This is a genomic window from Pseudoxanthomonas japonensis, assembly GCF_043632995.1.
Taxonomy (GTDB): Bacteria; Pseudomonadota; Gammaproteobacteria; order Xanthomonadales; family Xanthomonadaceae; genus Pseudoxanthomonas_A; species Pseudoxanthomonas_A japonensis.
The window spans coordinates 1,417,919-1,435,561 of the sequence record NZ_CP171632.1 but is presented as its reverse complement, the minus strand read 5'-3'; the positions used below and the strand labels follow the sequence as shown (position 1 = coordinate 1,435,561).

The following is a 17,643-nucleotide window of genomic DNA, read 5'->3' as shown; positions in this document are numbered from 1 at the left end:
AGATTCACCAGCCCTTCCCTTCCATACGCTGCCGGATGCGGTATAAAGACGCCAACCCGCCGGCCGTAGCGGTGGGGCCGACCTACATCCCTGGGAGGGGAACATGCGCAAGACCCTGATGGCCGTACTGCTGGCTGCTCCGCTGATGGCCCTGTCGCTGGTGGCGTCGGCCGCCGATCCGGTGGTCGGCCGCTGGAAGACCATCGACAGCGATACCGGCAAGCCGAAGTCCTTCGTCGAGATCACCCAGGCGGCCAACGGCACGATCACCGGCCGCATCGTCGAGTTGATCAACCCGAGCAAGCCCAACCCGACCTGCGACAAGTGCAAGGACGATCGCAAGAACAAGCCGATCACCGGCATGGAGATCATCCGCGGCATGAAGGCCGAGGGCGGTGGCGAGTACGCGGGTGGCACCATCCTCAAGCCGGACGAGGGAAAGATCTACAAGTCGAAGATGGAACTGATCGAGGGCGGCAAGAAGCTGGAGGTGTCCGGCTGCATCGCCTTCATCTGCAAGTCGCAGACCTGGATCCGCCAGTAACCTCGTGCGAATCCGCGACATCGCAGGCCCGGCATTGCCGGGCCTGTTGCGTTTGGGCCACCGGAAGGGCCTCCATCCGGGCATGCGATAATCGCCGCCCCCCGTCGCGAAGTCCGTCATGAGCCGCACCGCACTCGTCACCAACGCCCTGCCCTACGCCAACGGCCCGCTGCATCTGGGTCACCTGGTGGGCTACATCCAGGGCGACATCTGGGTACGGGCACGCCGGATGCGGGGCGACACGGTCCACTTCGTCTGCGCCGATGACACCCACGGCACGCCGATCATGCTGGCGGCCGAGAAGGCCGGCGTCACGCCCGAGGCCTTCATCGCCGGCATCCAGGCCAGCCACGAGCGCGACTTCGCCGCGTTCGGCGTGGCCTTCGACCATTACGACTCGACCAATTCCGCCGCCAACCGCGAGCTGACCGAGCAGTTCTACCAGCGCCTGGACGCGGGTGGACACATCAGCCGACGCACCGTCGCGCAGTTCTATGACCCCGCCAAGGGCATGTTCCTGCCCGACCGCTACATCAAGGGCATCTGCCCGAACTGCGGCTCCGCCGACCAGTACGGCGACAACTGCGAGGTCTGCGGTGCCACGTACGCGCCGACGGACCTGAAGGAACCGAAGTCGATCCTGTCCGGCAGCACGCCGGAGATCCGCGATTCGGAGCATTACTTCTTCGAAGTCGGCCGCTTCGATGCCTTCCTGCGCGAATGGCTGGCCGGCGACGTCGCCCTGCCGGGCGTCAAGGCCAAGCTGCGCGAATGGCTGGATGCCGAGGGCGGCCTGCGCGCGTGGGACATCTCGCGCGATGCGCCGTATTTCGGCTTCGAGATCCCCGGCGCGCCCGGCAAGTACTTCTACGTGTGGCTGGATGCGCCGATCGGCTACCTGAGCAGCTTCCGCAACCTGTGCGCCGAGCGCGGCCTCGACTTCGCCCCGCACCTGCAGGCCGGCACCGACGTGGAGCTACACCACTTCATCGGCAAGGACATCGTCAACTTCCACGGCCTGTTCTGGCCGGCGGTGCTGCATGGCACCGGCCATCGCGCGCCGACGCGGCTACACGTCAACGGCTATCTGACCGTGGACGGCGCCAAGATGTCGAAGTCGCGCGGCACCTTCATCATGGCGCGCACCTACCTGGACGTGGGCCTGGAACCGGAAGCGCTGCGCTATTACTACGCGGCCAAGTCGTCGGGCGGCGTCGACGACCTCGACCTAAACCTCGGCGACTTCGTCGCGCGCGTCAACGCGGACCTGGTCGGCAAGTTCGTCAACCTGGCCAGCCGCTGCGCGGGCTTCATCGACAAGCGTTTCGGTGGCCGACTCGCCGATGCCCTGCCCGATCCGGCCATGTACCAGCGCTTCGCCGACGCGCTCGGCCCGATCGCCGACGCCTACGAGCGCAATGAACCGGCCACCGCCCTGCGGCTGACGATGGCGTTGGCCGACGAGGCCAACAAGTACATCGACGAGACGAAGCCGTGGGTGATCGCCAAGCAGGAAGGCGCGGACGCCGAACTGCAGTCGGTCTGCACGCAGGGGCTGAACCTGTTCCGCGTCCTGGCCGCCGCGCTGAAGCCGGTGCTCCCGCGCACGGCCGCTGAGGCGGAGGCCTTCCTCAGCGCGCCGGTCGAGACCTGGGCCGATGTAGCGGCGCCGCTCCAGGCACACACCATCCAGCCGTATGCCGCCCTCTTCACCCGTATCGACCCGAAACTGATCGACGCCATGACCGACGCTTCCAAGGACACCCTCGCCGCTCCGACGCCCGCCGCCCCCGAGAAGAAGACGGAAGCCAAGCCCTCCGTGCCTGCGGAATCGAAGGACGCGACGGGCACCATCGGCATCGAGGATTTTTCCAAGCTCGACCTGCGCATCGGCAAGGTGCTGGAGTGCGGCTTCGTGGATGGTTCCGACAAGCTGCTGCGCTTCCTGCTGGACGCCGGCGACCTGGGCCAACGCCAGATCTTCTCCGGCATCCGCGCCAGCTACGGCGAGCCGGACAAGCTGGTCGGCCGCAACGTGGTGTTCATCGCCAACCTCGCGCCGCGCAAGATGCGCTTCGGTCTGAGCGAAGGCATGATCCTGTCGGCCGGCTTCGACGGCGGCGCGCTGGCGCTGCTGGACGCCGATGCCGGCGCCCTGCCCGGCATGCCGGTGCGTTGAGGCGGCCAGCCACGCCACGGCGATGAACGCCGATCTCGTCGAACGCCTCGACCGCCTGTTGCCGCAGACCCAATGCGGCCAGTGCGGCTTCGACGGCTGCCTGCCGTACGCGCAGGCGATGGCACGCGGCGACGTCGGCGTGGATCATTGCCCGCCCGGTGGCGATGCAGGTGCGCGGGCGCTCGCCCGCGTGCTGGAGGTACCGTCGCTGCCCTACGACCGGGCGCGCGGCACCCACAAGCCCGCGATCGTCGCGGTGGTCGTCGAAGCCGACTGCATCGGCTGCACCAAGTGCATCCAGGCGTGTCCGGTGGACGCGATCATCGGCGGTGCAAAACACATGCACGTGGTGATCGACCCGCTCTGCACGGGCTGCGAACTGTGCGTGCCCGCCTGCCCCGTGGACTGCATCGTGATGGAACCGCCCCGCGCGTGACGCGTCTGGTGCCGGCGTCACGCCGGATCAGCTGCCGTCAACGCCCACCCGCCGCGCAGGCGGAACAGACGCGTTCGACCTTGTAGCCCTGGTCGCGCAACTTCTCTACCACGCCATCCTCACCCAGCAGGTGCAATGCACCGACCACGACCAGCGCATCGTCGTCGCCCGGCTGATCGAGGAGTTGCCGGATCTTCGGTACCCACGCGTCGTTGCGGTCCACGTTGATGCGCCGGTACAGGCGCGGATACTGCTCGCGCATGTCGGACGCCATGCCGTTCCACAAGGTTTCCGCGTCTCCACGGCGCCAGGCGTCGTGCAGGCGCTGGGTCTCTGCCGACCCCTTGTCGGCCTGCTCCAGGGCTTCGGCCACGAACTGGCGCTGCTCGCTCGCGTCCATGCCGTCCAGCACGCCGATCTGCTCCTCCATGCGCTCCAGCCCGCTGGCGGGCTTGCCGGCCGCCAGCGCCTTGTCCATGAAGTGATTGTCCAGGCCCAGTTTCGGGTCCAGACCCTGCTTGGTCATCTCGACGATGCTGATCGTCAGGCCGACGAACCACGGTTCGAAACCGTTGAACGAAGCGAGCGGCAGATTGTTCTTGCCCGCCCACGCCTCCAGCCGCGTCCAGGTGGCGGCATCCAGGTCCTGCTGCAGCGTCTTGCCGTCGACGCGCATCGCGACCTGCATCATCAGCTGCGAAGCGGCCGGCGAGCGCATTTCCTCCGGCGACAGTTCGAACAGCACGCGCTCGGCGTCGTCGAAGGCGGCATCGACATCACCGGACAGCGGATAGTCGCTCGGACGCAGCAGATGGAACGAGCCCAGCAGGTAAACGGCGTTGTCCTTGTCCGACACCTTCCACAACAGCGGCACCGGTGCTCCGGTCTCCTGCGGCGCATCCGCGAGCACGGATGCGCTGCCGAGCAGCGCGGTGACGACGAGGGCTTTCAGCGAACGGCGCAGCAGCATCGCGAGATTTCCTTCAGAGCACTTTGATGGGTTTCGCGTAGGTCTTCTCGCCGGCCTCGACCCGCAGGTCCAGGCGATTCTCCGCCGGTGGCAACGGACAGGTCGCGTACGGCGTGAAGGCGCAGGGCGGGTTGTAGGCGCGGTTGAAATCCAGCACCACCTTGCCCGCCTGTGGCGCGTCGGCATCCAGGAAGCGACCGGCCGGGTAACTTCCATGCCCACTGGTGCGGTCCGCCAGCACGAAGAACAGCGGCCCGCCGACCTGGCCCAGCGCCTCCAGGCGGAAGGTCGTGCCGTCGCGTTCGAACTCGACCACGCCCGGGTTCGGCGACTCGTTGGCCACGCCGATCACGTCGACGATGGTGAGCGTCTTGCCGGGCGGATGGGGAATGAAGCGCCCTTCGATACGCCAGTCCTCCTGCGCGGGCCAGTAATCGAGCCCGACGAACTGCGTACGCGACTCGGCATCGGCATGCTTCACGCGCAACGCGTGGCGGCCACCGCGCTCGATCACCGTCAGCAGGCCTTTGCCGTCGTCGAAACCGACCGTGGATGGATTGGGATCGCGGTCGCTTTCAAGTTCAACGCGCCCCTTCATCGGTTCGCCGTTGTAGGTCAGCGTGGTGCCACCCTCGGGCGTGAGGAACACGCGCTTGTCCTGCTGCGTGACCATGCCCAGCCTGGCCGGACCGACGGCAAGCTTGATGCCGCTGCCCGGCCCGCTGCCGATGAAGTGCGATTTCAGCTCGATCCAGTGCAGGCCGACCAGGCTGGTCCAACCGTCGGGGGCGATCAATTCGTTCCTGCGCTGCTCGCGCCAGGCCGCGTTGTCGGCCAGGAATCGGGCGTCGGCCACCTTGCCGGTGGTCGCGACCTTGTCCTCGCCGCCGCAGCCGGCCAGCACTCCCACCAGCACGGCCATCCCCAGCCATCCCGTGTTTTTCCCCATGTCAGCGTCCTCGCAGGAACCAGCGATCGATCTCGTTCAAGGAAAAGCGCGCCCAGGTCGGGCGGCCGTGATTGCATTGCCCCGAGCGCTCGGTGGCTTCCATCTCACGCAGCAGGGCGTTCATCTCGGGCAGTGTGAGGCGACGGTTGGCGCGCACGGCACCGTGGCAGGCCATCGTCGCCAGCAGTTCGTCGCGCGCCGCCGCGACACGCCGGCTTTCGCCGTGCTCGCGCAGGTCGGCCAGCACGTCGCGCAGCAGCGCCTCGGGTTCGGCATTCGACAACAGGGCGGGAATGCTGCGCACGTTCAACGATTGCGGGCCGCTGCGGGTGATGTCGAAGCCGAGCGTCGCCAGCGTGGCGGCTTCGCGCTCGGCCACGTCCGCCTCGCGTTCGGCGACCGCCAGCGCCATCGGCACCAGTAGCGGCTGCGAGCGCAGGCCGATGCTGTCATGTGCGCCTTTCAGCTTCTCGTAGCCGATGCGCTCATGGGCCGCATGCATGTCGACCACGATCAGGCCGTCGGCGTTCTCCGCCAGGATGTAGATGCCGTGCAGCTGCGCAATGGCGAAACCGAGCGGCGGAATGCCGTCGGCATCGGTGGCCGGCATTGCCTGCACGGATGCCGGCGGCATCATGCCGGCCTGCATCGCATCCACCGCCGGCGCCGCATACAACGCGGCATACGCCGCCGGCGCTTCCGCCACGTTGAGCCCCAGCGGCGACTGCTGGGTGGGCATCCAGGCGGACGGCACGGATGCAGGCCGCGCAGCGAACGGCGACGGCGCGACGTCCTGCGGCGTCGCACCCGCACGCGTTTCCGCCAGCGCTTCGTGCAGCGTGCGATAGACGAAGTCGTGGATCAGCCGCGTATCGCGGAACCGGACTTCGTGCTTGGCCGGATGCACATTGACGTCGACGCGGGTGGGATCGAGTTCGAGGAACAGCACGTACGCCGGCTGGCGGCCATGGAACAGCACATCCTGGTACGCCATCTTCACCGCGTGGGCGATGTTGCGGTCGCGCACCGAACGCCCGTTGACGTAGACGTACTGCTGGTCGGCGCTCGCGCGCGAATAGCTGGGCTGCGCGATCCAGCCGTGCAGGCGCAGGCCGGCGGCGGCGTGATCCACGCGCAGCGCGCTGCGTGAGAAGTCGTCGCCCAGCGTTTCGCTGAGGCGGGCGAGCGATTCCAGCTCGTCCGCCTTGTACCGCCGTGACGGCCGACCGTTGTGCGAGACGCGCAATTCGATGTCGGGACGCGCCAGCGCCAGCGAACGGAGCCACTCTTCGATGTGGCCCATCTCCGTGCGCTCTGCGCGCAGGAACTTGCGCCGCGCCGGCACGTTGTAGAACAGCTCGCGTACTTCCACGGTGGTGCCGACCGCGTGCGGCTTGGGCGCCACCTCGCCGACCTTGCCGCCTTCGACCTGAAGCGACGCGCCGTGTTCGTCCTGCGCGCGGCGCGAGGTCAGTGCGAAGCGGCTGACCGAGGCGATCGACGGCAGTGCTTCGCCGCGGAAGCCGAGCGTGGCGACCGCTTCCAGGTCGTCGAGCGAGGCGATCTTGCTGGTGGCGTGGCGCGACACCGCCAGCGGCAGTTCTTCCGGTGCGATGCCGCCGCCGTCGTCGCGGATGCGGATCAGGCGGACGCCGCCCTCTTCCAGATCGATGTCGACGCGGCGCGCGCCGGCATCCAGGGCGTTTTCGACCAGTTCCTTGACCACGGACGCGGGCCGTTCGACGACTTCGCCGGCGGCGATCTGGTTGATGAGGGTGTCGGGAAGCTGGCGGATCGGCACGTGCTGGCGGCGCGGTGGCGCCGTCTCGGGGAATCAGCCGTGATGATAGCCGAGCGGGCGCGGACTCAGGGCGCGCCGGCGGCGCCGCCTGCCGCGACGGTACGTGCGTCGGCCTCGGCCTGCGCACGGGCGGCGAACAGCGTGCCCGGCGGCGGCTGGCGGGTGAAATACGTCTGCACGCCATCGAGGACGGCCGAGGCGATCTGGCGCTGGTAGGCCGGATCCTTCAGGCGACGCTCTTCGTCCGGATTGGAGATGAAGGCGGTTTCCACCAGCATCGCGGGCATGTCGGACGTGCGCAGCACGGCGAAGTTGGCGCGCTCGATGTTCGGCTTGTGGTTGTTGCCGATGCGCTTCAGGCCCGCCAGCACGTGGTCGGCGGCGTTCTCCGATGCGCGCATGTGGCCGCTCTGGGCGAGGTCGAGCAGGATCGACGACAGCGTGTTGTCGACCTTCTGCAACGCCACGCCGCCGATCAGGTCGGAGGAGTTTTCCTTGTCCGCCAACCAGCGGGCACGCTGCGAAGACGCGCCCTTCAGGGAAAGGACATAAACGGACGACCCGCGTGCGGCCCGGTTCTCGGCGGCATCGGCATGCAGCGAGACGAAGATGTCGGCGCGCGCGGCACGTGCCAACCGGGCGCGCTGCGGCAGCGGGATGAACACATCCGTGTCGCGCGTGAGGAACGCCTTCAACCCTGGCGTGGCGTTGATCTGACGCGCCAGTTCGCGCGCGATCTGCAGCACCACGTGTTTCTCGTGGGTGCCGTTGGGTCCTACCGCGCCGGGATCCTGCCCGCCGTGGCCGGGATCGATCGCCACGACCAGGGGACGCATCCCCTTCGCCATCGCCACGGCAGGCCTTTCCTGCTCACCCGCAGGCACCGCTGCAGGCTGCTCGACGGTGGTGGTCGCCGTGGGAGGCACCGACGGTTGGCCGGTGGCGATCGTGTACGCCGGACGCTCCGTCGTGGCGGACGGGACAGCGGCTGACGACTGCCCGTTGAGGATCGCCTGCGGCGAAGGGCCTGCGGCCGCCAAGGCGGTGGGCACGTTCGATTCCGGGGCCGCACCCGCCTGGACCACCTGCGCGGTCAGCAGGGCGGTCGCGCGGGCGGCATCCGCCTGTGGCGACGTCGAGGGCGTCGAGGGCGTCGCGGTTGCAGGCGCAGCAGGCGTGGTGGTGGCGACGGACGTGGCGGGCACCGTCGCGCCATCGCCCGGCCATTCGATCACCAGCCGCGCATTGGCGCCTTCCTGCTCCATCCGCGGCTTGAGCGCGGTGACCGGCGACGCGAGGTCGAAGACGACACGCAGCGTGTTCGCATCCGGCTGGCCGGTACGCACGGCTCGCACGACGCCGGCCGGAGCCGGCAGCCGCAGGCCGGCTTTCGCCGTCGAGGCTGGCAGGTCGACGACCAGACGGTCAGGACCTTTCAGGGCGAGGGTCTTGTACTGCCCGGCGCCGGCGATCTGGATTTCCGCCCGCGTGCCGGTGCTGCCCTGGGCAACCGTGACGCCGGTGACTTCGCCGGCCAGCAGCGTGCACGGCACCACGGCCAGCACCGCCGCAAGGGCGAGACGCAGCGTAGCGGTGGTGGGCATCCCCGGGCTCATGCGGCGGATTCAAGCATCATCCGCCCACGAATGCAAGGCGTTTTCCCTTAATAATCCGTGACCTGCCGGATGTTCCTAACCGACCTGGAGAGATGGTGCCTGCAACTGCCGTTCGGCAGCCAGCCGTCCAAGCCACTGCTCGCCAACGGCCGAGGCGCCGCTCAGCGACGCCGAGCGGCCCGTCCCTTCGACCGCCAACGCCACGTGCAGGTCGGGGGCAGGCAGCGCAGCGGCGCCACGCTCGGGCCATTCGACTAGCCACAGGACGGCGGCACCCTCGTCCAGGCCGAGGAATTCGAGTTCACCGGCGTCGCCGATGCGGTACAGGTCCAAATGCCAAGCCTCTCCCCCCTCGACCGGGTAGCGCTCGACCAGCGTGTAGGTGGGACTGCGGATGGCACCCGCCACACCAAGCGTCCGCAACAGCGCGCGCGCCAGCGTGGACTTGCCTGCACCAAGGTCACCCTGCAGGTGCACGACGGCGGCCGCAGGTCGCGTGCGTGCGAGCGCCTGGCCCAGCGCTTCGGTGGCGTCGTTGTCGGGAAGGAACACGTGCATGCGGCGATTCTAAGCGCTCGCGCAGCATCCGCCATGCAGGCATGCGCCGATCATGGATTGGACAATCGCCGCAGGTGCGCGAACAGGTCGGACGGCAGCAGGCCGCGCTGACCGTCCCAGGCCGCGGCATCGCCGGCCACTGCGTGCAGCAGTGCGCCCGCGCTGGCGGCATCGAACGCGGAAAGACCCTGTGCGCGTAGCGCAGCGATGACGCCGGTCAGCACATCGCCCATGCCGCCCACCGCCATGCCGGGATTGCCGGCGTCGATCACGCGCGGGGTCTCGCCAGGCGCCGCCACGACCGTGCCCGCGCCCTTCAGCACGACCACGCAGCCGTGGCGCTGTGCGATCGCGTGGGCGGCGGCGAAACGATCCCGCTGCACGTCGGCGCTGGTGCACTCCAGCAGACGCGCCGCTTCGCCCGGATGCGGCGTCAGGATCGCGTCGTCCAACGGAAACGGCGAACTGGCGATCAGATTGAGCGCATCCGCATCGAGCAGCAGCGGCTTTGCACTGCGCACGGCATGCAGGAAAAGGGCGCTACTCCACTCGCCCTGCCCCAGTCCGGGACCGACGGCGATCACGCGCGCGCGCGCTATCAATGGCGCAAGATCATCCGTCGATTCCACGGCGCGCACCATCGCTTCCGGCCTGCGTGCCAGCAGCGGCGCGACATTGACCGGACGCGTGGCCACGCTCACCAGACCCGCGCCGGCGCGCAATGCGGCTTCGGCGCACAGCGCGATCGCGCCGCCACTGCCCTCGTCGCCACCGATGCAGAGCACATGACCGGATTCGCCCTTGTGCGTGTTGCGACGGCGCGGCAGCAGCCAGCGCGCGAGTGCGTCATGACCCAGCAGCGCAGCCTCCATCTGCACGCTGTCGAAGGCGGCGGCAGGAACGTCGAGTTCTTCCAGCGCAAGCTCGCCGGTGTATTCCAGCGCATCGCCGGTATACAGGCCGGCGTGCCGCACGATGAACTGCAGCGTACGCGTCGCCAGTACCGCGGCGCCCGGGGCACATCCCTTGTCCGCATCCACGCCGCTCGGTACGTCGAGCGCGAATACCGGTGCCGCCTGCGCATTGATCGCCTCGATCAGCGCCTGCACCTCGCGCTCCGGCGCGCGCGACAGCCCGATGCCGAACAGCGCATCCACCACCACGTCCGCCTTCGGCAACGCGTCGTTGAACAGCGTGACCTGGCCGCCCCCTGCGACGTAGTCGGTGCAGGCGCGTTGCGCGACCGGGTTGCCGGGAACGTGCGCCGGCAGATGGACAACGTCGACGCGGCGCCCCGCACGATGTGCGTGCCGCGCCAGCACGTAGCCATCGCCGCCGTTGCTGCCGGGTCCGCATACCACGGCGATGCGCTGCGCCTCGGGCCAATGCAGCAGCAGGTGCTGCCAGGCGGCCAGCCCGGCGCGCTGCATCAGCACATACGGATCACCGCCGAGGACCTGCGTGGCGCGCGCATCCAGTGCCCGCGCGGCGTGCGTGGAATACAGGGGCCAGGTGCCGGACATGGCGGAATTCTAGGTCTGCCCCGGGTTGCGGGGAAGTGAATCCGGCCGGCCTCCTATAATCCACACATGCCATCCGTCGGTTCCACCACGACTCCACCCGATCCCGCCGCACTCGCCCACCGCGTGCGGACGCTGGCGCGCGAGTTCGGTTTCCAGCGCTGCGGCATCGCCGGCATCGAACTGGGCGACGACGAGCGCCATCTCCGCGACTGGCTGGCGGAAGGCCTGTACGGCTCGATGGAATGGATGGCCCAGCATGGCGACAAGCGGTCACGTCCGCAGGAACTGATCCCCGGTACGCTGCGGGTCATCTCGGTGGGACTGGACTACGGCCGCAACGACAGCGACGACGCGTGGGACACACTGCGCGATGGCGAGCGTGCCTACGTGGCGCGCTACGCGCTGGGCCGCGATTACCACAAGCTGATGCGCAACCGGCTGCAGAAGCTGGCCGAATGCCTGCAGCAGGAAGTCGGGGCATTCGGCCATCGCGTCTTCGTGGATTCGGCGCCGGTGCTGGAGCGCGCGCTGGCGCGCAACGCCGGGCTGGGCTGGATCGGCAAGCACACCTGCCTGATCGACAAGGACGGCGGCTCCTGGTTCTTCCTCGGCGAAATCTACGTCGACCTGCCGCTGCCCGTCGACACGCCGGCCAGCGCGCACTGCGGCACCTGCACGCGCTGCATCGACGTCTGCCCGACGCAGGCGATCACCGCACCGTACCGGCTCGATGCGCGCCGCTGCATCTCCTACCTGACCATCGAACACGATGGCGCGATTCCGGAAGAGCTGCGCCCGGCGATCGGCAACCGCATCTTCGGCTGCGACGACTGCCAGCTCGTGTGTCCCTGGAACAAGTTCGCCAAGCGCACGGACGAACCGGATTTCCGCGCACGCAACGAGCTTGACGTGGCGACGTTGCCGCAGCTGTTCGCATGGGACGAGGCGGAATTCCTGCGCCGCACCGAAGGTTCGGCGATCCGCCGCAGCGGCCACGAACGCTGGCTGCGCAACATCGCGGTGGCGCTGGGCAATGCGCCCACTACACCTGACGTGCTGGCCGCGCTGGCCAGCCGGCGCGAAGATCCATCACCCCTCGTACGTGAGCACGTGGCCTGGGCGTTAGCGCGCCACCGCCTGACGGCGGGAGCGACGCAAGTCGCGAAGCGCGCCGACCACAAGCTCGCGACTCACGTCGCTCCCACAAGATCCCGGAGCGCTCGTTGTGGCAGCGGCGACTAGCCGCGTGCTTTCAGCTCCGCCAGCAGCGCGCGCGTCACCGGATCCTGCGCTTCACCCTGCCCCTTCAATGCAGGCAGCAGGCCGTTGGCGAGCTGCTTGCCCAGTTCGACGCCGAACTGGTCGAAGGCATTGATGCCCCACAGCACCGACTGCGCGTAGACGCTGTGTTCGTACATCGCGATCAGGCCACCGAGCGACTGCGGCGTCAGCGCATCCAGCAGGATCATCGTGCTGGGCCGGCCACCGGCGTAACTGCGGTGCGGGTCATCGCTGGTCTGTCCGTTCGCCAGGGCTTCGCTCTGCGCCAGCAGGTTGGACATCAGGGCGAGGTGGTTCTCGGCGTAGGGATCGTCGTTGCGGACGGTGCCGACGAAATCCAGCGGCACGATCTGCGTGCCCTGGTGCAGTGCCTGGAAGAAGCTGTGTTGCACGTCGGTGCCCGCACCGCCCCACCAGACCGGGACGGTGTCGACGCCGACCGGGCTGCCATCCAGCTTTACGGACTTGCCCAGGCTCTCCATCACCAGCTGCTGCAGGTAGGCCGGCAGCAGCGCGAGGCGCTGATCGTAGGTCATCACGCCGTGCGCGGCATGGCCGAGGACATTCCGGTTCCACACCGCCGTCAGCGCATGGCGCACGGCGATGTTGTCCGCCAGCGGCGTGCCGATGACATGGGCATCGAACGCCGATGCACCGTCCAGCAACTGTTCGAAGCGGTCGAAACCGATCGCCAGCGCGATCGGCAGACCGACCGCCGACCACAGCGAGTAACGGCCACCGACCCAGTCCCACATCGGCAGCACGCGCTCGGCCGCGATGTCGAAGGCGGCGGCGGCGCGCTCGGGATTGGCGCTGACGGCGTAAAGGCGCTCGCTGCCACCCAGCCAGTCGCGCAGGATGCCGCCGTTGAGCAGCGTTTCCTGCGTGCCAAAGGTCTTCGAGATCAGCACCGCCGCCGTGCGCGCGGGGTCGAGCGGCGCCAGCGTGCGCTGTGCCGCCGCGCCATCGACGTTGGACAGGAAGTGCACGCGGAAGCGACCCGGCAGCGGATCGCGCAGCGCGTCCGCGACCAGCCGCGGCCCGAGATCCGAACCGCCGATGCCGACACTGACGATGTCGGTGACGTCGCTGTCTTCCAGCTGCGCGATCAGCGCCGCCATGCGCTGGCGAACGTCGGCCGCGGTGGCGAAGGCTTCGCGCGCCACGACGGCCTCCGAATGCTGTCCACGGAGCGCGGTATGCAATGCCGCCCGACCCTCGGTGACGTTGACCTTCTCGCCATCGAACAGGCGGCGGAAGGCACCGGCCAGGTCGGCGGACTCCGCTTGCGCAAGCAGTGCCTGCCAGGCCGGCGCGTCGTACGACTGCCGCGCAAAGTTGAAGTACAGCGGACCGCTGCGCAGCGTATGGGCGGCGACGCGATCCGGCCCGCGCGTCAGCAGCGTGCTCAACGGAACCGCACGCAGGCGCGCGGCGTGGGACTGCACTGCGTCGAAACCCTGGCTCATGTCAGGCCGCCTGCTTGGGGATGCTGCGGTTGGTGTGGGTGATGCGGTTCTGGCCATCCACGTAGACGAGCGTGGGCTGGAACGCATCGGCTTCCTGTTCGCTCATCGAGGCGAACGCGGCGATGATGATCAGGTCGCCCACCTGCACGTGGCGCGCGGCGCCGCCGTTGAGCGAAATGATGCCGCTGCCTTCGTCGGCGCGGATCGCGTAGGTGGAGAAGCGGGCGCCGTTGGTGACGTCCCAGATGTGCACCTGTTCGAACTCGCGGATGCCGGTGGCGTCCAGCAGCAGGCCGTCGATGGCGATCGAGCCTTCGTAGTTCAGCTCGGAATGGGTGACGGTCGCGCGGTGGATCTTGGTCTTGAGCAGGCTGAGGTGCATGTCGGCGGGGAGAAGAACGGGAGCGCGGAGTTTATCCCCTCATGCCGGCCTTGTACCGCGTGCGACTGGCCGCTCAGAACTCCAGATTGTCGATCAGCCGCGTGCGGCCCAGCTTCGCGGCGACCAGTGCGACGCGCGCGCCTTGCTCGCCATCCTGCGGTTCGCTGAGGTCGGGACGACGGATCACCGTGTAGTCCACTTCATAACCAATCGCGGCGAGCTGTCGTCCAGCCTCGATCTCCACCTGTGCGCGCGGCGTGCCGGCCACCAGGTTTTCGCGCATTGCGATCAGGGTCTTTCGGATCTCCGCGGCACGCGGGCGCTCGTCTGCCGACAGGTACTGGTTGCGCGAACTCATCGCCAGGCCATCGGGCTCGCGCACGATGCTGCCGGCAAGGATCTGGATGGGGAACGCCAGGTCGGTGACCAGTTGGCGGATCACCGCGAGTTGCTGGTAATCCTTCTTGCCGAACGCCGCCACATCCGGCTGCACCTGGTTGAACAGGCGGCTGACCACGGTGCATACGCCGTCGAAATGGCCGGGGCGATGCGCGCCCTCGAGCACGCTGCTCACGCCCGGGACATGCACGTTGGCCGCCAGCTCGACGCCGAACGGGTACATGGATTCCACCGTCGGCAGCCACAGGACATCGCAGCCCGCGCCTTCGAGTCCGCTCATGTCCGCTTCCGGCGTACGCGGGTAGCGGGTGAAGTCCTCGTTGGGACCGAACTGGGTCGGATTGACGAACACGCTGGACACCACCCGGTCCGCGTACTGCCGCGCCAGCATCACCAGCGAGTAATGACCGGCGTGCAGGTTGCCCATCGTCGGCACGAAACCGACCCGCAGGCCCTGCTGCCTCCACTCCCGGACGCGTGCGCGCAGCGCGTCAAGTTCGGTGATGGTCTCGATCATCGTGGCCCCTGTGGCGAATCGGTGCGCGCGGCGCAGTCAGTAGGAGTGGGCGTCGTCGGGGAAGGCCCCGCTGCGCACCGCGTCGGCGTAGGCGCGCACCGCGCCCGCCACGGAGCCGCCTTCGGCAAGGAAATCCTTGACGAACTTCGGCCGCCGGTGGCCCGTGTCCAGGCCGAGGAAATCGTGCAGCACCAGCACCTGCCCGTCGCAGCCCGGCCCGGCGCCGATACCGATGGTGGGGATGGCGAGGTCGGCGGTGATCGCGGCCGCCAGCGACGAAGGCACGCATTCCAGCACCAGCAACTGCGCGCCGGCATCAGCGACCGCGCGGGCCTCTTCACGCAGGCGAGCGGCAGCGGCTTCATTGCGCCCCTGCACCTTGTAACCACCGAACTTGAGGACCGACTGCGGCGTCAGGCCCAGGTGCGCGCACACCGGGATGTCGCGCTCGACCAGGAAGCGGATCACGTCAAGCTTGTGGCCGGCGCCTTCCAGCTTGACCATCTCCGCGCCGGCCTGCAGCAGCGCGATGGCGGCATCGAGCGCGCGCTCGGGCGTGGCATCGGACTGGAACGGCAGGTCAGACACCAGCAGCGCCCGGTTGAGGCCGCGCGATACGGCACGCGTGTGGTAGACGATGTCGTCCACCGTCACCGGCAGCGTCGAATCATGCCCCTGCACCACCATGCCCAGCGAGTCGCCGATCAGCACCAGGTCGACGCCATTGGCATCCAGCACGCGGGCGAAACTGTTGTCGTAGGCCGTGAGCATCACCAGCTTGCGACCGTCGCGCTTGGCGTCGGCGAGGGCAGGAACGGTCCAGGGCTTGCTGTCGGCGTGCGTGCTCATAGCGCCGCATTATCCACTCATAACGGACGGATGTTGGACATTTCCAGCACGGACACAGCATCCCGCGCAGCGCCATAGCCAGGAATGCGGGCCTCCGGCAGCACGTCCAGCAGCGGGACCAGCGCGAAGGCGCGCTCGTGGAGGTGCGGATGCGGCACGCGCAGGCCGGGCTCGTCGATCACCGCGTCTCCGTACAGCAGCAGATCCAGGTCCAGCGTGCGCGGGCCCCAGCGCTCGCCGTCCGGTCGATGCCGGCCGAATTCGGTCTCGACCGCCAGCAACCGTTCCAGCAACGCGCGCGGCGTAAGCGAGGTCTCCAGCAGCGCGACCGCGTTGATGAAATCGGGCTGGTCTTCCCTGCCCCAGGCCGGCGTCCGGTAGAAGCGCGAGACCTCGCGCACGGTGATGCCCTCGCGATGGTCCAGCGCTTCGACTGCCTTGCGCAGCGTATCGGCGGCATCGCCGAGGTTGGCGCCCAGGCCGATGCAGGCCTGGATGACCGGCATCATTCCGGCGACGAGCCGCCGGTACGGCGGCGACGGCGGCGACGGCGCTTGGAAGGCGGTGCGTCTTCGTCGGCGAAGTCTTCCGTCGGCGCGACGCCGAGCGTGGCGGCCAGTTCCTCGCCGGACTGCGTCTGCGCTTCGCGCCAGAACGCGACGTCCTCGGAATGCTCGGGCGAGGCCGCCAGCCGCAGGACCAGGAAGTCGAACGCAGCACGGAAGCGCGGATGCGTCAGCAGGCGCGTCACGCGCTTGCGCTGCCGATTGCCGAAGCGCGTCTGCAGCAACCAGATCTCCTGCATCGGCAGCGAGAAGCGGCGCGGGAGCGCGACCGTATTCAACTGGTGCAGCGTGACCCGGTCGGCGGCGCGACGTTGCGCCTCTTCGGCCTGCACGCCCTGCGCCTGCAAGCCCATCAGCGCGCGGCAGTACGCCGGCCACAGCAACAGCGCGAACAGGAAGGCCGGCGAGACAGGTTCGTCGTTGGCGACGCGCTGGTCGGTACCGCTCAGGCCGGCCAGCACCATGCGCCGCAGCGCACCGCTGCGATTGGACGCCAGCGCGGCCGCGGTTTCAGGGAACAGCACCTTGAGCAGGCCGAAGCGCTCCAGCCCCTCGAAGCTGGCCACGCCGTGCCCGGACAGGAACAGCTTCAGGATCTCTTCGAACAGGCGGGCCGGGGCGGCTTCGGCCAGCAGCGGCGCCAGCGGCGCGATCGGCGCAGCGGTGTCGGCGTCGATCTCGAAGCCCAGCTTGGCGGCCAGGCGCACGGCGCGCAGCATGCGCACGGGATCCTCGCGGTAACGCTGCTCGGGATCGCCGATCAGCTTCAGCCGCCGCGCCATCGTGTCTTCGAAGCCGCCGACGTAGTCGCGGACCGAGAAGTCGTCGATGGCGTAGTAGAGCGCGTTGGCGGTGAAGTCGCGCCGCACCGCGTCGTCTTCCACCGTGCCATAGACGTTGTCGCGGACGAGCCGGCCGTTGTCCATCTCGCGGTCGCCACTGCCGTCGTCGACGTTGGCGCGGAAGGTGGCGACCTCGATGATCTCTCGCCCGAACACCACGTGCGCCAGCCGGAAGCGGCGGCCGATCAGGCGGCAGTTGCGGAACTGCTGGCGCACCTGTTCCGGCGTGGCATCGGTGGCGACGTCGAAATCCTTGGGGTGGCCGCCCACCAGCAGGTCGCGCACCGCGCCACCGACCAGGTAGGCCTGGAAACCGGCATCCCGCAGGCGGTAGAGCACGCGCAGCGCGTTAGGGCTGATGTCCTTGCGCGAGATGGTGTGCTGGTCGCGCGGGATGGTTCGCAGAGCGGTGGCGGGCGTAATAGCGGCAGTTCCATGCAGGAGGGTCACGCGGCCGGCGGGGTGGATTGCCCTCGGCCTGAGCGCCGCCTATACTAATCCGCTACGCCGGTTTCACCAAAAACGCTCCCTTCGTCTAGTGGTTAGGACGTGGCCCTCTCAAGGCTAAAACAGGGGTTCGAGTCCCCTAGGGAGCGCCATCCGGCCGAGGCTGCGGGTTGAGATCCGCAGCAGGTGAGCCACCAGAACCCCGCCCAGGCGGGGTTTTGTGTTTGGGAGCACGGGCTCGCACGCATTAAAGACGGTTTAATCGCACCGGCCTAGCATGGCCGCTCCCATCCACCCGAGGGCCGCACGTGTCGC

Annotated in this window: 16 protein-coding genes and 1 tRNA gene; 5 read left to right on the top strand and 12 right to left on the bottom strand. The window is 68.5% G+C overall.

Annotated elements, in window-relative coordinates; translation table 11 throughout:
• Window positions 1-103: 103 nt before the first annotated feature.
• The 3 genes from ACGHX3_RS06475 to rnfB all read left to right on the top strand — a co-directional run bounded on the left by ACGHX3_RS06475 (window position 104) and on the right by rnfB (window position 3,159).
• Window positions 104-544: a DUF2147 domain-containing protein gene (locus tag ACGHX3_RS06475; RefSeq protein ID WP_313927433.1), complete on the top strand. Its 441-nt coding sequence runs from the start codon at window positions 104-106 to the stop codon at window positions 542-544.
• 118 nt (window positions 545-662) lie between these two features.
• Complete coding sequence (gene metG / locus ACGHX3_RS06470; protein WP_394696796.1) at window positions 663-2,723, top strand: methionine--tRNA ligase; 2,061 nt, start codon at window positions 663-665, stop codon at window positions 2,721-2,723.
• 22 nt (window positions 2,724-2,745) lie between these two features.
• Window positions 2,746-3,159, top strand: a complete 414-nt coding sequence (gene rnfB / locus ACGHX3_RS06465; protein ID WP_394696795.1) for an Rnf electron transport complex subunit RnfB — start codon at window positions 2,746-2,748, stop codon at window positions 3,157-3,159.
• 37 nt (window positions 3,160-3,196) lie between these two features.
• On the opposite strand, the gene ACGHX3_RS06460 is transcribed toward rnfB, so the two are convergent.
• The 6 genes from ACGHX3_RS06460 to ACGHX3_RS06435 all read right to left on the bottom strand — a co-directional run bounded on the left by ACGHX3_RS06460 (window position 3,197) and on the right by ACGHX3_RS06435 (window position 10,576).
• The gene (locus ACGHX3_RS06460; RefSeq protein ID WP_394696794.1) at window positions 3,197-4,129 is read right to left on the bottom strand and encodes a TraB/GumN family protein; all 933 of its coding nucleotides are present in this window, start codon (window positions 4,127-4,129) and stop codon (window positions 3,197-3,199) included.
• Between the two features lie 13 nt (window positions 4,130-4,142).
• Window positions 4,143-5,078 carry a DUF1684 domain-containing protein gene (locus ACGHX3_RS06455; RefSeq protein WP_394696793.1) on the bottom strand — a complete coding sequence of 312 codons (936 nt, stop codon included), beginning with the start codon at window positions 5,076-5,078 and terminating at the stop codon, window positions 4,143-4,145.
• A gap of 1 nt (window position 5,079) precedes the next feature.
• A complete protein-coding gene (mutL, locus tag ACGHX3_RS06450) occupies window positions 5,080-6,879 on the bottom strand; it encodes a DNA mismatch repair endonuclease MutL (RefSeq protein ID WP_394696792.1) in 1,800 nt (599 codons plus the stop codon).
• A 65-nt stretch (window positions 6,880-6,944) separates the two neighbouring features.
• Window positions 6,945-8,495 (bottom strand): N-acetylmuramoyl-L-alanine amidase, encoded by a 1,551-nt coding sequence (locus ACGHX3_RS06445; protein WP_394696791.1) that lies wholly within the window; start codon window positions 8,493-8,495, stop codon window positions 6,945-6,947.
• A gap of 75 nt (window positions 8,496-8,570) precedes the next feature.
• Window positions 8,571-9,053, bottom strand: coding sequence for a tRNA (adenosine(37)-N6)-threonylcarbamoyltransferase complex ATPase subunit type 1 TsaE (tsaE, locus tag ACGHX3_RS06440; RefSeq protein WP_394696790.1), 483 nt, complete (start codon window positions 9,051-9,053; stop codon window positions 8,571-8,573).
• A 50-nt stretch (window positions 9,054-9,103) separates the two neighbouring features.
• Window positions 9,104-10,576 (bottom strand): NAD(P)H-hydrate dehydratase, encoded by a 1,473-nt coding sequence (locus ACGHX3_RS06435; RefSeq protein WP_394696789.1) that lies wholly within the window; start codon window positions 10,574-10,576, stop codon window positions 9,104-9,106.
• A 66-nt stretch (window positions 10,577-10,642) separates the two neighbouring features.
• Here ACGHX3_RS06435 and queG point away from each other — a divergent pair, with 66 nt between their 5' ends.
• Window positions 10,643-11,818, top strand: coding sequence for a tRNA epoxyqueuosine(34) reductase QueG (queG, locus tag ACGHX3_RS06430; RefSeq protein WP_394696788.1), 1,176 nt, complete (start codon window positions 10,643-10,645; stop codon window positions 11,816-11,818).
• On the opposite strand, the gene pgi is transcribed toward queG, so the two are convergent.
• The 6 genes from pgi to pcnB all read right to left on the bottom strand — a co-directional run bounded on the left by pgi (window position 11,815) and on the right by pcnB (window position 17,331).
• Window positions 11,815-13,326: a glucose-6-phosphate isomerase gene (gene pgi, locus ACGHX3_RS06425; RefSeq protein ID WP_394696787.1), complete on the bottom strand. Its 1,512-nt coding sequence runs from the start codon at window positions 13,324-13,326 to the stop codon at window positions 11,815-11,817. The two genes, queG and pgi, sit on opposite strands and share 4 nt — an antisense overlap.
• A 1-nt stretch (window position 13,327) precedes the next feature.
• The gene (gene panD, locus ACGHX3_RS06420) at window positions 13,328-13,708 is read right to left on the bottom strand and encodes an aspartate 1-decarboxylase (RefSeq protein ID WP_162336535.1); all 381 of its coding nucleotides are present in this window, start codon (window positions 13,706-13,708) and stop codon (window positions 13,328-13,330) included.
• A 73-nt stretch (window positions 13,709-13,781) separates the two neighbouring features.
• On the bottom strand, window positions 13,782-14,624 hold the full coding sequence (panC, locus tag ACGHX3_RS06415) for a pantoate--beta-alanine ligase (protein WP_162336534.1): 843 nt from the start codon (window positions 14,622-14,624) through the stop codon (window positions 13,782-13,784).
• A gap of 36 nt (window positions 14,625-14,660) precedes the next feature.
• Window positions 14,661-15,473 carry a 3-methyl-2-oxobutanoate hydroxymethyltransferase gene (gene panB, locus ACGHX3_RS06410; protein ID WP_313927422.1) on the bottom strand — a complete coding sequence of 271 codons (813 nt, stop codon included), beginning with the start codon at window positions 15,471-15,473 and terminating at the stop codon, window positions 14,661-14,663.
• 17 nt (window positions 15,474-15,490) lie between these two features.
• Window positions 15,491-15,979: a 2-amino-4-hydroxy-6-hydroxymethyldihydropteridine diphosphokinase gene (gene folK, locus ACGHX3_RS06405; RefSeq protein ID WP_394697253.1), complete on the bottom strand. Its 489-nt coding sequence runs from the start codon at window positions 15,977-15,979 to the stop codon at window positions 15,491-15,493.
• A complete protein-coding gene (pcnB, locus tag ACGHX3_RS06400; RefSeq protein ID WP_394696786.1) occupies window positions 15,979-17,331 on the bottom strand; it encodes a polynucleotide adenylyltransferase PcnB in 1,353 nt (450 codons plus the stop codon). The genes folK and pcnB overlap by 1 nt, the downstream gene beginning before the upstream one ends.
• A gap of 74 nt (window positions 17,332-17,405) precedes the next feature.
• Between pcnB and ACGHX3_RS06395 the strand changes: the two genes are divergently transcribed.
• A tRNA-Glu gene (locus ACGHX3_RS06395) sits at window positions 17,406-17,480 on the top strand.
• Window positions 17,481-17,643 lie beyond the last annotated feature (163 nt).